This is a genomic window from Pseudomonas sp. Tri1 (assembly GCF_017968885.1).
Taxonomy (GTDB): domain Bacteria; phylum Pseudomonadota; class Gammaproteobacteria; order Pseudomonadales; family Pseudomonadaceae; genus Aquipseudomonas.
In genome coordinates this window covers 4029050-4042100 of sequence record NZ_CP072913.1, presented here as the reverse complement: position 1 = coordinate 4042100, position 13051 = coordinate 4029050, and the positions used below count along the sequence as shown (strand labels likewise).

At 62.9% G+C, this 13051-nt stretch carries 11 protein-coding genes; 1 reads left to right on the top strand and 10 read right to left on the bottom strand.

Translation table 11 applies throughout. The features are described 5' to 3' along the window. Positions 1–9: 9 nt before the first annotated feature. The 3 genes from J9870_RS17150 to J9870_RS17140 form a co-directional block, all read right to left on the bottom strand. On the bottom strand, positions 10–1125 hold the full coding sequence (locus tag J9870_RS17150; RefSeq protein WP_210639182.1) for a Gfo/Idh/MocA family oxidoreductase: 1116 nt from the start codon (positions 1123–1125) through the stop codon (positions 10–12). A gap of 220 nt (positions 1126–1345) precedes the next feature. Beyond that, complete coding sequence (locus J9870_RS17145; protein ID WP_003180553.1) at positions 1346–2113, bottom strand: SDR family oxidoreductase; 768 nt, start codon at positions 2111–2113, stop codon at positions 1346–1348. A gap of 24 nt (positions 2114–2137) precedes the next feature. Then, positions 2138–3205 carry a phosphotransferase family protein gene (locus J9870_RS17140; RefSeq protein WP_210639181.1) on the bottom strand — a complete coding sequence of 356 codons (1068 nt, stop codon included), beginning with the start codon at positions 3203–3205 and terminating at the stop codon, positions 2138–2140. 186 nt (positions 3206–3391) lie between these two features. On the opposite strand from J9870_RS17140, the gene J9870_RS17135 reads away from it, so the two are divergent. Further along, positions 3392–3787, top strand: coding sequence for a DUF4280 domain-containing protein (locus tag J9870_RS17135; RefSeq protein WP_109755997.1), 396 nt, complete (start codon positions 3392–3394; stop codon positions 3785–3787). A gap of 284 nt (positions 3788–4071) precedes the next feature. Here J9870_RS17135 and J9870_RS17130 read toward each other — a convergent pair whose 3' ends face one another. From J9870_RS17130 to tssE, 7 genes are read right to left on the bottom strand one after another with little or no spacing between them, the layout of a single operon-like run. Beyond that, on the bottom strand, positions 4072–4614 hold the full coding sequence (locus J9870_RS17130) for a toxin-antitoxin system YwqK family antitoxin (RefSeq protein ID WP_210639180.1): 543 nt from the start codon (positions 4612–4614) through the stop codon (positions 4072–4074). A 13-nt stretch (positions 4615–4627) separates the two neighbouring features. Next, the gene (gene tssI, locus J9870_RS17125; protein WP_210639179.1) at positions 4628–6637 is read right to left on the bottom strand and encodes a type VI secretion system tip protein VgrG; all 2010 of its coding nucleotides are present in this window, start codon (positions 6635–6637) and stop codon (positions 4628–4630) included. Positions 6638–6672: 35 nt separating this feature from the next. Continuing rightward, positions 6673–7242 (bottom strand): hypothetical protein, encoded by a 570-nt coding sequence (locus tag J9870_RS17120; protein ID WP_210639178.1) that lies wholly within the window; start codon positions 7240–7242, stop codon positions 6673–6675. A 56-nt stretch (positions 7243–7298) separates the two neighbouring features. Beyond that, positions 7299–9842, bottom strand: a complete 2544-nt coding sequence (gene tssH / locus J9870_RS17115; RefSeq protein WP_210639177.1) for a type VI secretion system ATPase TssH — start codon at positions 9840–9842, stop codon at positions 7299–7301. Position 9843: 1 nt separating this feature from the next. Continuing rightward, positions 9844–10869: a type VI secretion system baseplate subunit TssG gene (gene tssG, locus J9870_RS17110; protein WP_210639176.1), complete on the bottom strand. Its 1026-nt coding sequence runs from the start codon at positions 10867–10869 to the stop codon at positions 9844–9846. Then, on the bottom strand, positions 10833–12623 hold the full coding sequence (tssF, locus tag J9870_RS17105; protein ID WP_210639175.1) for a type VI secretion system baseplate subunit TssF: 1791 nt from the start codon (positions 12621–12623) through the stop codon (positions 10833–10835). Before tssF ends, tssG begins: the two co-directional genes overlap by 37 nt. Continuing rightward, positions 12607–13050 (bottom strand): type VI secretion system baseplate subunit TssE, encoded by a 444-nt coding sequence (tssE, locus tag J9870_RS17100; protein WP_210639174.1) that lies wholly within the window; start codon positions 13048–13050, stop codon positions 12607–12609. The genes tssF and tssE overlap by 17 nt, the downstream gene beginning before the upstream one ends. Between the last annotated feature and the right edge of the window lies 1 nt (position 13051).

The following is a 13051-nucleotide window of genomic DNA, read 5'->3' as shown; positions in this document are numbered from 1 at the left end:
AACGAGCGGTTACAGCTCGCTGATTTTCACCCACCGCTGCTCCCGCGCCGCCAACCGAATCGCCGTCGCCAGCCGCTCCACTTCCCAGGCTTCGGCAAAATCGGTGCCGTTGCCACCTTTGCCTGCGAGGGCCATGACCAGTTCCTGCACCTCCAGCGTCTTCAATTCGTTGTACCCCAACTGATGCCCGGCCGCCGGACTGAACGCGGCATACCCCGGTAAATCCGGACCGGCCAGCAGCCGCTGGAAACCTGCCTGACCGACGCGGCACAGGCGCAGTTCGTTGAGCCGTTCCTGATCGAACGCCAGCGTGCCGAGGGTGCCGCTGATCTCGAAGCTCAGGTGGTTCTTGTAGCCGTGCTTGAGCCAACTGCTGCTCACCGTACCTCGGGCGCCATTGGCGAAACGCAGCAGGGCGTGGACCTGGTCGTCTACCGCGATGGCGCGTTGTTCGGCGTTGCCGGCGCTGGCGGGGCGTTGGTGGTGCACGGTCTGGCTGTCGGCGCATACCGCTTGGACATCGCCCAACAGGTGACGAGCCATGGCCAGCAAGTGACTGCCCAGGTCGGCCAGTGCGCCACCGGCGTGGGCGGCTTCGCAGCGCCATGACCACGGCGAGCTCGGGTCGGCCATGAAGTCTTCGCTGAATTCGCCCTGGAAACTGATGATCTGCCCCAGTTCGCCGCGTTGGATCATGTCCCGCGCCAGTTGGATGATCGGGTTGTGCTGATAGTTGTAGCCGACCCGTGTTACCACGCCGGCGGTCTTGGCCGCCTGCTGCATCTGCTCGGCTTGCTCCAGGGATACCGCCAGGGGTTTTTCGCAATAGACCGGCTTGCCCGCCGCCAGGGCAGCCATGGCCATGGGGAAGTGCAAATGGTTGGGGGTGGTGATGGCGATCAGATGGACCTTCGGGTCGTCGATCAGTTGTTGCCAGTCACTGTGGGCCGTCGCGAACCCCCAGCTCTGGGCGCATTGCCGGGCACGCTGGGGATCGGCGTCGGCCAGGGCCGCCAGTGTCAGGTTCAGGGGGAGGTCGAAGACCGCCTTGGCGTTGTGGAACGCCAGCGCATGGGCACGGCCCATGAAGCCGGTGCCAATCAGACCGATACCGAGTTCACGCATGAGAAAGAGCCCTTTGAATTGTTATTTTCAGGAGGGCTATTTATGGAATAAATATTCCTAAATTGCAAATATTGGAATAAATATTCATTTTTGCAGTCGCTGCTATTCCCTGTGGGAGCGAGCCTGCTCGCGATAGCGGTGGGTCAGCAGTACTTGTGTCACTGATGCAATGCTATCGCGAGCAAGCTCGCTCCCACAGGGGCTTTCACAGAATTCGCTATCAGGACAGGAACCCGCCATCCACATTCAGCGCCACACCCGTGGTGTAGCTCGATGCATCACTGGCCAGGTACAACACCGCGCCGGCCATTTCGCTCGGGTCGGCCACGCGCTTGAGGGGGATCTGCGCCAGGGCGGTTTTCAGGATCGCGTCGTTCTTGACCAGGGCCGAGGCGAACTTGGTGTCGGTCAGGCCCGGCAACAGGGCGTTGCAGCGGATACCGAACTGCGCGCATTCCTTGGCGAACACCTTGGTCATGTTGATCACGGCGGCCTTGGTCACCGAATAGATGCCTTGGAAGATTCCCGGCGAGATGCCGTTGATCGACGCCACGTTGATGATGCTGCCGCCGCCGTTTTCGCGCATCAGCTTGCCGGCTTCCACCGACATGAAGAAGTAGCCGCGAATGTTCACGTCGACGGTTTTCTGGAATGCCCCCAGGTCGGTGTCCAGTACGTTGCAGAATTGCGGGTTGGTGGCGGCGTTGTTCACCAGGATGTCCAGGCGCCCGAACTGCTCGCGGATGCCAGCGAACACTTGGCTGATCTGCTCCATTTCACCGATGTGGCAGGCAATGGCGGTGGCCTTGCCGCCAGCGGCGATGATCGCGTCGGCCACGTGCTGGCAACCGTCGAGTTTACGACTGGACACGATCACATGGGCGCCTTGCTGGGCCAGCAGTTTGGCGATGGCCTCGCCGATGCCACGGCTGGCGCCGGAAACGAAAGCGATTTTACCGTCGAGGTCGAACAACTGAGTCTTGGACATGCTGTTTCCTTGTTATAGGTGTGCTCAGAGCGTGGATTTGCCGATGACCTGCAGGCTCATCTGCTCCAGCAGCTTGTTCATCTGAACGAACTGCGCGAAGCGTTTGTCCTGGGTCTGGCCGTGGAAAAAACGGTAGTAGATCTGCTGGACAATCCCGGCCAGGCGGAACAGGCCGTAGGTGTAATAGAAATCGAAGTTGTCGATGCGGATCCCGGCGCGCTCGGCGTAGTAATCGACGAACTCGCGGCGGGTCAGCATGCCGGGCGCGTGGCTTGGCTGGCGGCGCATCAACTGTACCGGCGCCGGGTCGTCGGCCTCGATCCAGTAGGCGAGGCTGTTGCCCAAATCCATCAACGGATCGCCGATGGTGGTCAGTTCCCAGTCCAGCACGCCGATGATCTGCATCGGGTTGTCCGGGTCGAGAATGACGTTATCGAAGCGGTAGTCGTTGTGCACGATGCTCGAAGTCGGGTGGTCGGCGGGCATCTTGTCGTTGAGCCAGGCCTTGACCGCTTCCCACTTCGGCGCGTCGGGGGTCAGGGCTTTTTCGTAGCGATCGCTCCAGCCGCGGATCTGCCGGGCCACGTAGCCTTCGGGCTTGCCCAGGTCGGCCAGGCCGCAAGCCTTATAGTCGACCTGATGCAGTTCGACGAGTCGGTCGATGAAGCTCTTGCACAGTGCTTCGGTGCGGGCGGCGTCGAAACCCAGTTCCGGCGGCAGATCGGAGCGCAGGATGATGCCCTTGACCCGTTCCATCACGTAGAACTCGGCGCCCATCACTGACTCATCGGTGCAGTGCAGGTAGGCTTTTGGGCAGTAGGGGAAACCTTCGCGCAATTGATTGAGGATGCGGAACTCACGGCCCATGTCGTGGGCCGATTTGGCCTTGTGGCCGAATGGCGGACGGCGCAGGACGAATTCCTGCTCTGGGTATTCCAGCAAGTAGGTCAGGTTCGACGCACCACCGGGAAACTGGCTGATCCGCGGCACGCCGGTGAGGCCTGGAATGTGGGCCTTGAGGTATGGGTCGATCAGGTTGGCATCGAGTTCTTCACCGTCGCGCACGCGGGTGGACTGATCAGTAAACGCCATGCTTATCCCTTCTGCTTATTTTGGAGGCCATCGATCATTGGCTAATCTAATGGCGCGAGGGAGGCGTCACAAGCACGCCAGGGTCTTATAGGTTAGCGTGTTGCAGGATAATCAGCGGGCCTGATGCACGACGGCCATGGGCGAGCTATGGTTGTGAAGCCTGCAGCTTTCAAAGGAGCAATCGCGATGGGATGCCCGCAAGTGTGTGGCACCGCAACCTTGCAATGCAGCTTCGGCGTCGCCCCGGCGGTGCTCAATGTACTGCCGGTCAATCGCCTGCTGACCGGCGGCATGCCAGCGGCGAACATCATGGATCACATCCCGCTGGTGAACATCACCACGTTCGGCATGTGCCAGAGCCTGGCCAACCCGACCGTGGCCGCCGCGACTGCGGCGGCATTGGGTGTGCTGACCCCCATGCCGTGCATTCCCGCCACCGCGACCCCCTGGATCCCTGGCGGCGCGCCCACACTGTTGCTCGGTAACATGCCGGCCATCGACGCCAACAGTACCCTGATGTGCACCTGGGCCGGGGTGATCAAGATCGTCGTGCCGGGGCAGGTGCAGATGCTTATCCCTTGATGGTTGCGTGGTGGACGCAGGCTAGCTGCCCACCTCCAATCCCTGTGGGAGCGAGCTTGCTCGCGATAGCGGAGGGTCAGTTGATGGTGATGTTGACTGTGAGGCCGTCATCGCGAGCAAGCTCGCTCCCACAGAGGACTTACTAGTGGCCATAAAATCTGCGACCACCTCGAAAACACTGTGGGAGCGAGCTTGCTCGCGATAGCGGTGGGTCAGTTGGTGGTGATGTTGGTTGTGCTGCCGTCATCGCGAGCAGGCTCGCTCCCACAGGATGGACGGGGTAGTCAGGCCTGCGCTGGATCATTCCAACGCCTGAACCACCAGCGCACCCGGGAGATCGGTTTGCCCTCGGCATCCAGCGGCCGGCCGTCTTCAGCGTAGGCATGGGCCGGTTCCAGCAGTTGGCCATTGAGGTAGCGGGCTTCGACCGCCGGGTTGCCGTTAGGGTGCAGGCGGCGATAGCGGCCGTCGCGCACACCGTCGCGATAGAACTCGGCCTCGGCCAGTTGCCCGTCGGGGAAGTAGTTGCTGGCCTCACCGTGCAGTAACCCATTGCGATACGTGGCCTGGCGCTGCAAGCCACCCTCTGCGGCATAAAAACTCGCCACCCCCTGCAATTTACCTTTCACGAACGGCATCACTGCCGAGACCCTTCCATTGGGGTGATACAGGGTGCTGGTGCCTTGCAGTTCACCCTGGCTGTAGTTGAGTTTTGCTTGCGGGCGCTGGGCCTCTTCAATTTGCAGCGGGCCGTCGAGCCGACCATCGACCAGTTGACCGCTCAGCTGGCTGTCGCCACGCTCCACGTCGAGTTTTTTCGAGGCCATCGGGGCGCTCCTGTCAGTTGACCTTCACCAAACCGCCCTTGATCGTCAGCATGCCGCCGCCGTCCACGGTCTGTTCGGCGGCGGCCTTGTTCACCAGGCTGATGCCGGCGTCGTTGGTCAGCGTGGTGCCGGCCTTGTTTTCCAACGACGTACCGGCCTGGTTGCTCAGGGCCGTGCCGGCCTTCTGGCTGATGGAGGTGCTGGCCTGGGCCGCCAGGTCCGCGCCGCTCTTGATCGCGAAACTGCCGCCGCTTTGCAGGGTCAGGGTGCCGCTGACCTTGATGGTCAGGTTGCCGTCCACCGTCAGGTCGTAGTTGCCGGTGACCTTGTGCGTGTAGTTGCCGCCGGTGCTGTGGTTCTGGTCCGAACCGACGGTGACGGTGCGGGTGTCTTTCACGTCGAGGCTGTCGCTGCCGGTCTGGATGGTCACGCTACGTTTGCCTTTTTCCAGGGTGATGGTTTCGTCGCCTTCCTTGACCGTGCGGGTGCGGGCGTTCTGCACCGTGAGGGTTTCATCGTGGCCGACGGTGGCGGTGGTGTCGTTGAGCACATTGATGTTGAAGTCTTTCTGGGCCTGGAGAAACACCTCCTCGGCGTCCTTCTTGTCTTCGAAACGCAACTCGTTGAAACCGCCGCCACCCTTGGACGAGTTGGTCTTGATCCCGGACTGGGTCTGGTTCGCCGGCAACGCGTAGGGCAGGGCGTTGTCGCCGTTGTAGACGCAACCGGTCACCAGCGGACGGTCGGGATCGCCGTCGATGAACGTGACGATGACTTCCTGGCCGATGCGCGGTACGAATTGCATGCCAAAACCCTTGCCGCTCCAGGGCAACACCACGCGTACCCAGCAGGACGAGGTTTCGTCGTTCTTGCCGGTGCGGTCCCAGGGGAACTGCAACTTGATCCGGCCGTATTCATCGGTCCAGATTTCTTCGCCGGCCTTGCCCACCACCAGCGCGGTCTGGGTGTGCATGCGCGGTTTGGGCGTGAGGCGGGCCGGTCGATAGGCCGTGGCCTTGGGGATCGCTTCGAAGCGATTGCGATAGCCGTCGTGGCTGGCTTCGTGGCGGACCGAGGTCACGACCCAATCGATATTCAGTGTCGTGTCTTCATGGCCGGCGAGGGTGAACCAATACCCCGGCACCAGCCAGCGGCAGTCGCTTTCGCCGACAAAACGTTTCTCCTGGCTGCGCAGGCCATCCACCCGCTGCGTGGTCAGGGCATCGCCTTGGGCCTTGACGGTATAGCCGCCCGGATGTTCGTACATCGAACTTGCTCCGGCCACGGCCTCGGCCTGGCTGAAGAGTGATGTCGTCGGCGTAGTGAATTCATAATCGATGGCCTGGTAAACCCCGCTCACCGCCTGCAGGCACACTTGCCCGCTGCGGATGCCGTGCAGTTCCCGCTCACCCAGTTTCTGCCCGAGATAATTCACCGTCGGCCCATTGGGAATGGGCGCAAAGGCGTCGTTGCTGTCGGCCAGTACCAGTGTGTGCTTGCCTGCTTCGTGGGTGAAGAACCAGAAGATCCCATCCTCTTCCATCAGGCGCGAGACGAAGGCCAGATCGGTTTCGCCATACTGCACGCAGTATTCGCGTGGCGTGTAGCTGCCGGTGAGTTTGAGCTGGAAATCGGTGAAACCATGGGCCTTGAAAATCGTCGTGACGATGTCCGACGTGGCGAGGTTCTGGAATACGCGGTTGTTGCTGGCAAGGCTCAGCCACCACAGCCAGGGACGCAGCAAGAGTTGATAACGCTCGGCGGTGGCATCGGCAGGGAGCTGGCGGATTTCGGCCACCAGAAAGTCCATGGGGCGCTGCAGCGCGTCCTTGTGCAGGGTGGTGGTGACGTGGCTGGCAACGGCAGTGGTGAGGGTTAATGAGGCGCCGTCGTTGATGCCGTTGAGGATGTGCGAGCCCAATGCGTTGAGGCTTTCTTCGCCCGACAGCGATTCAGGGTACAGCGCCGACAGCGTGGCGGCGGTGAGCGATAGCGTGGTGTTGCTGTCGGTGGAGCGGGGCATTGAAAGGCCTCACGACTTCAAGAAAAACGCAGGCGTCAGCTGTAATGAGTGGTGATGAAATTGTACGGCGCGCTTAATTCGTTCGATCGACTGATAGGAAGGCCATGGGGGTACGTGTCTATGTTGCACAGATAAGCGGTAAAGGACCCCTCGACGTCGAAGACCCATGAATCACCACGGTTCAATGTCTTGTCCAGCAACTCACGATTTTTCTGGCTTGTAGCGACGATAACGACCCAGCGATTATCAGCCTTGAACCCGTTGAGCTTGTTGACATCCCGGGTGATGGACTCCTGAAGGTTCGCACCGCCGAAATCTCCGTTTGTGCTCTCTACCTTGATTTCCACTGCATAACTCTTTCCCAGAAGAACGAAATAGAAATCCACCTTCTCTGCGCTGTAAGGCCAGGGGTAACTGATCTCCCTGACCTTGGCAGTGATCCCGTAGCCACGTTGGAGGTGGTAGGAAATCTCAACTTGGGCGGCGCTTTCCCACGGGCCGTTCGAAGCCCAGCTTTTATTGAACTGGCTGGGCGTGCCGGAGAAGTCTTGCGGATGGACGCCAGCCGCTTGCAAGACAACGTTTAAAAATTCTTCTTCCGTCATGATGCCTGTCTCCGCTGAGTAAGAAGCTGTTGTAAAAGTCGGCCGGTTTAGCAGTATTACTCCAACACCCACTCCGCCAACTTCCCGGTCACCTGCGTCATCAACACATTCTCGACATCCCGCGCACCCGCCGCGCTGCACTTGGCCAACACCGCCTTGACAATCCCCGCATCAAACTCGAATTGCTTACCGGTCGCGGCCTTGTAGCGCCCGCGCAATTTCTCCAGTTTCGCCAACACAATCCCCTCCAGCGTCGCCTCATCCAGTGGCCGATAGGCCACCACCGTCATGCGCGCCAAAAACGCCGGGCGAAACGCTTGTAGCAGCACTTTGTGCAAGGCTTCGTTGAAGGCGTCGCTGCCCAGTTGCGCGACGGGCGTATCCAGCAGCAGTTCGGCGCCGACGTTGCTGGTGGCGAGCATCACGGTGTTCTTGAAATCCACCACCAGGCCGGTGCCGTCCTCCATCAGGCCTTTGTCGAAGACGTTGTAGAACGCCTCGAGCACATCCGGGTGGGCCTTTTCGATTTCATCCAGCAGCACCACCGAATAGGGTTTGCGCCGCACCGCTTCGGTGAGCACGCCACCGCTGCCATAGCCGACGTAGCCGGGTGGGGCGCCTTTGAGTTGGCTGACGGTGTGGGCCTCCTGATATTCCGAGAGGTTGATGCTGATCAGGTTGCGCTCACCGCCGTACAGGGCATCGGCCAGGGCATAGGCGGTTTCGGTCTTGCCCACGCCAGTGGGGCCCACCAGCAGGAACACGCCGACCGGTTTCTGCGGATCGGTGAGGCCGGCGCGATAGGCTTGCAGGCGCTGGGCGATGGTGTTCAGTGCCGTGCTCTGGCCCATGACCCGCTGCCCCATGCGCTGGCCGAGGGTGCGCACGGCGTGGGCTTCGTCGGCGAGCATCTTGCCGACGGGAATGCCGGTCCAGCCGGCGATCACGGCGGCCACGGTCTTGCTGTCCACTTGTTCGGGGACCAACGGATCGTCCTGGCGAATGGCATCGAGGCCGGCTTCCAGGCGCAGCAGCTCGGCGGCCAGATGATCGATGCGGTTATCGATCTCGGTGTCGGGTTTTTCGCTGTCGGCGCGTTCGCTCAGGGCGAGCAGTTCGCGCCGAGTGTCGAGCAGTTCGCGTACCGCTTCGCGCTCTTCGCCCCAGCGGGTTTCCAGCTCGCGGATGGCCTGCACGTTACTGGTCGATTCGCCTTCGAGCAGGGTGATACGTTCGCGGTGATCCAGCCCGGTGGCCTGTTCCCGGCGCAGGCGTTCGACCTCGTCCTTGAGACTGTTTTGCCGGTGGCGCAGGCTTTCCAGGGGCGGCGGCACGTCGTGCTGGCCGAGGGCGACCCGGGCGCAGGCAGTATCGAGCACGCTGATGGCTTTGTCCGGTAACTGGCGTCCGGAGATGTAGCGGTGAGACAACTTCACGGCTTCGTGGATGGCTGCGTCCAACACCTGCACGCCGTGGTGTTGTTCCAGTTTGCTCGCCACGCCACGGAGCATTTCCACGGCGGTGAGTTCGTCCGGCTCCTCGACTTGCACCAGTTGGAAGCGGCGCGCGAGGGCCGGGTCTTTCTCGAAGTATTTTTTGTACTCCAGCCAAGTGGTGGCGGCCAGGGTGCGCAGCTCGCCCCGGGCCAGGGCCGGTTTGAGCAGGTTGGCCGCGTCGCTGCCGCCTTCTGCGCCACCGGCACCGATCAGGGTGTGGGCTTCGTCGATGAACAGGATGATCGGTTTTTCGGCGCTGCGGACCGCGTCGATCACGCCTTTGAGGCGCTGTTCGAACTCGCCTTTGACACCCGCGCCGGCCTGCAACAGACCCAGGTCCAGTACGCGCAGGGTGACTTCCTGCAACGACGGCGGCACATCCCCGGCGGCGATGCGCAGGGCCAGGCCTTCCACGACGGCGGTCTTGCCCACGCCGGGCGCGCCCACCAGGATCGGGTTGTTCTGCCGGCGGCGAAGCAGGATGTCGATGCACTGACGGATCTCGCCATCGCGGCCGACGATGGGGTCGATGCGTCCGGCCCGGGCGTCGGCGGTCAGGTCCTGGGTGTACTGGTCCAGCACCGGGGCCTGTTTCTGTGGTGCCTCGCCGGGCCTGGCCGGACGCATGCCACCGACATGTTCACGGGAGCTTTCGGTCCATTCCAACAGGTGCGCGCGCAAGGCGTCCCGGGGGATGCGCAGCAACGATGAGGCGCTGTTGAGCAGCAGGCTGCGGCGCTCATCGCGGTCCAGCAGCGCCAGCAACAACAACCCGGAGCGGATACTGTCCAGGCCCAGCACGCTGGCCTGCACCACGGCATCTTCCAACAGGCCGATGGTCTGTGCCGACAGGGCGGGCGTGCGGGTGCTACCGGATTTGAACAGGTCCAGGGCTTTGTTGGTTTCCGCTGCCACCGCATCACGCTCCAGGCCGAAGCGCGGCAGCAGACAGGCGAAATCGCCACCCTCGATGTCGAGCAATTCCAACAGCAGGTGTTCGATTTCCACGTAATGATGGCTGCGTTGCATGCAACGTTGTGCCGCCCTTTCCAGGGCGCGACGGTTGTCCGGGTTGAGGCGTCCGATCAGGCTGGCCAGTTCCATTTCAGGCGATCTCCGGCTGACGAAGGCGGGTTTCGATCCGTTGCACGGCCAGGCTCGGCTGGCGTTGCAGGCCGCCGTTCCAATTCAACCGTGGCGGTGCCTGGCGACCCAGTTGCAGTGGGCTGGCGCCACGGACCAGCAGCACCAGGGTGCAGTCCAGGTCGGGGCCGAAATACAAGGCATACAGGCTGGCGAGCAGCGGATGGGTTTCGCCATTGGGCAGCAGTCCAGCGGCCTGGGCGACAGTCAGCGGGCCGAGGGTCAGGCGCACCCCGGCGTGTTCGTCCCAGACCCGGGTACCGGCCACCGCGCTACGGCCCAGGCGCAGGTTGCGCCCGCCCAGTTGTAAGCGGCTGCGGCTGGTCGGTGGTATTTCCCGCCAGCCCCCTTCATAGGCGGTCAGCTCCACCGGCAGTGCGAACTGTTCACGGACAATCGCCGCGAACCCGGCCAGGGAGCGGCGGCCATCGGCATACAGCGCCGTGCAGGCCAGTACCGCTGAGTCAGGCGCGGCCTGGCGTTCTTGCAGGGCTTTGGGCAGCAGGCCGGTCAGCGCGCGCAATTGCGCCTGGACGGCGGATGCCGCCGGGGCAGTGAAACCCAGGGCGATGCGATGCTTGCGCATCACCTTATAGAGCAGGCTGAGCAGTCGATGCTGGAACAGGTCGAGAAATTCCGCCGGCGCATGATCCCGCGCACGCGCCCGTTGTTGCAGCCACTCCTGATAGGCGTAGGGCAGCGGACCGTCCGGGCCGCCGAGGCCAAAGATGGGCGTGGTCAGGGTTGGCGGCGAGCCAGGTTCCTGGCTCAGGCTCTCGACTTCACTGGCAGCGAACAGCGGCGTCAATGGCCCGCGCAAGCGTAAAGCCTCGGCGTGTGGCGCGGTACCGCTGCCCAAGGTTTCGGCCTGGGGGTGTTCGCGTTCCAGTAACAACAAGGCCTGGAGCCATTCGAAGCGCTGTGGATCGCGCCGCAGCCGTTGGCTCAGGTTCAGAGCGTCAGGGGCTTGCCGGCTTGGGGTTGCCATGTTTTCACCTCCTTGTCGGACTGAACCAGTACGGTGCGCACGAAACGATTGGCGGTGGCATACAGGGAAAAGAACTGCGCCAGTACCCCGGAGAACAGCACGGCGCTGCTGCCGACGAAGTGTTGTGGATCCAGCTGCAAGCGCACTTCCAAGCCGTTACGCCAACCGCGCCAGGCGTCTTCGCCGACGTGGGCGATGACCCGTTCGCAGCCCAGCCCCGAAACCCCTTCGATCTGGCGCCGGGCGCTGGCCTCGTCCCGCAGGTTGTGCAGTTCGAGAATCTCGCGCAACGCGTCCAGGGCCTGGGGGCCTTCGACCAGGGACAAATGGTTGAGGGTCAGTTGCGACACCAGTCGCCAGCGCGACTCACCGTCCAGGCGTGGCAGGCTCTGTGGGCTGGGCGGGTTGCGCAGGCGGGCCCAGGCCACCGGCCCCGGTCGCTCGAAACCCAGCGGAGTGCCGGCCGGCAGGCTTTGGGCCAGGTGACGGTTGGTGCACAGCAGTTCAGCGGTGAGGCTGTAGCCATGGGTCTCGGCCAAGGGGTCGAGTTGGGTGTCCACCAGGCTGATCATCAAATCGGTGCCCAGTCGGTTCGGGCTCATGCCGCTGACCCGCCGTGCATGCCAATAGCATGGCTGGTCGCTGCCGTGCTGGCTGCCGTAATAGGCCGGCACCTTGCGTACGCCTTGGCTGGAGGTGGTGCGCATGCCGCGGATGCTGTGGATTTCGACGCTGTTTTCCCGATGACTGTCGGCCACCAGTCGGTATTCGCTGCGAGTGCCGTCCGGGCGCAGTGGCTCGGAGGTCCTGGGAAACAGATTGATCACCGGCGCGCAGCCCAAGGCGATGTCGCTGGCCTGGAGCGGCAGGCGGCTGGCGGGTGCGCAATCGAACACGATGTACAGGTACAAGGATGGGCTATCGCTGCTTGCACCGGCCAGTGGCAGGTCGAAAAAACCGAACTTGTCGGGGAAGGCGAAGTACTCGGCCAGCAGGCGCATGCCGGGGTGCACGCCGTCTTCATCCGGCAACAAGGCCTGGTCACTGGCGAAACCGACGATCTGCGGCAAACCTGTCAGTGGTTCCGGTACGCTGCCCGGCGCGCCAGCCAGGACCTTGACGGCGTGGGCGCCAAGCAAGTCATACAGCCAGGCATTGATCATCGGCGAGGCCGCCAGGTGCACTCGCAGATGATCGATCCCCAGGGTCGCCCACTGGCTCTCTCCCAGGCACCGCAGGTTCAGGCGCAAGGCCGAACGGGCCTGGACTACGCCGGTCAACGCCTGGGCTTCGTCGCTGCCCAGCAGCAGCGCTTCGCTGACTTCCAGCGGCCACAGGTGCACGGCGGCGGTGGTGCGAAAGTGGATGCTCTGGCCCTTGTCGGTGGTGACGAACAACGGTGTGTCCCGGGGCAGGGGGTAGCCCTCGTTGAGGTTGCCTTTGCTTGGGTCGGGTTCGAACTGCACGATGGCGCACGATGGCAATGGGCGCATGGCCAATGGGTAGAGCTGTTCGAGCAGGGCATCGCTGAACTCGGCGTAGTCGTCGTCGAGCCTGCGTTGCAAACGCGCGGCCAGCAGTGCGAAGCCTTCCAGAAGGCGCTCGACGTGCGGGTCGGGGCATTCGCCGGGGGACAACTCCAGGCGCCGGGCGACCTTGGGGTAACGCTCGGCGAACAGGCTCCCGGCATGTCGCAGCCAGGTCAGTTCGCGTTGGTAATAGTCCAGCAGTTGCGGGTCAATCGAGTCGCTCATGTCGTACCTCAAGGCCGTCACCGGCGTGCTCGATGACAAATGCCACGGGCCATGGGTGCGCGTCGCCGCGCAGCTCGCCCAATAACCGTATGCTCAGTTGCTGTGGATGGCCCGGCACCGGGGTGACCTCAACCTCGCCAAGATGCAGGCGAGGTTCGAAGTGGGTGATGGCTTGGCGAATCTCCCGGGTCAGTTGCCGGCGGTCATCGCTGCGCTGCTGTTGCAATGCGGTCCAGTCGGCGATGCCGTAGTCCAGGATGCTCGGTGGATCGGTCAGCGCCCGCGGGCCGCGCCGGGTATTGAACAGACGTTGCAGTTCGGCGTGGACCGAGTCCTGCAGCGCCTGTCGATCGAACGCCCGGCCAGCATCGTCCGCCGAGCTGGCCAGGCGATCGAACAGCGGTGGGCGAAGCCCGAAGCCTGCCATG